The sequence below is a fragment of the Salinimicrobium oceani genome, assembly GCF_012037645.1.
In genome coordinates this window covers 1-461 of record NZ_JAAVJR010000588.1, presented here as the reverse complement: position 1 = coordinate 461, position 461 = coordinate 1, and the positions used below count along the sequence as shown (strand labels likewise).

General features: G+C 41.9%; 1 protein-coding gene. It reads right to left on the bottom strand.

What is annotated here, in order from left to right; translation table 11 throughout:
• On the bottom strand, positions 1-374 hold a 374-nt coding region (locus HC175_RS18390), incomplete at its 3' end, for a hypothetical protein (RefSeq protein WP_168139681.1).
• Between the last annotated feature and the right edge of the window lie 87 nt (positions 375-461).

Below are 461 nucleotides of genomic sequence, written 5' to 3'. Positions count from 1 at the left end.
ACCTGGAGACCAGGGAGGCCGTGATTGCTGGCAGTGCCGCCATACATTGTCACATCGTCATTTGTCCCGTCCTCATGCCGGTGATCATGTTTTAATTGAATTCTTTCATTTTCTTTGCTGAATATCCAGGTTCGGGATCTGTCTTCTCCTACGAAAAAGGGTATTTTTATCACCTTTTCTTCGCAGGACCTCAGGTGCATGATTAGTTTTTTTCCGCGGAAAGCATCATCTGGCGGGGCTTCTACCACATAACCTTCAAAGGCTTTTCCGCAATATTGTTGTAATGTATTCCAGAATTCAGTCGCAGGATCTGCATCCTGAGCGACGAAATTCAGGCTGGTGAAGATAGCTATGATGGAAAAAATTGTCTTCATGTGTTAAGGTTTTTTGTAAATATAGAAAGAGCTTATGCTACTGCGGCAGAAAAATCTATTTTAGCGGCTTTAATTTTCATTATGAAA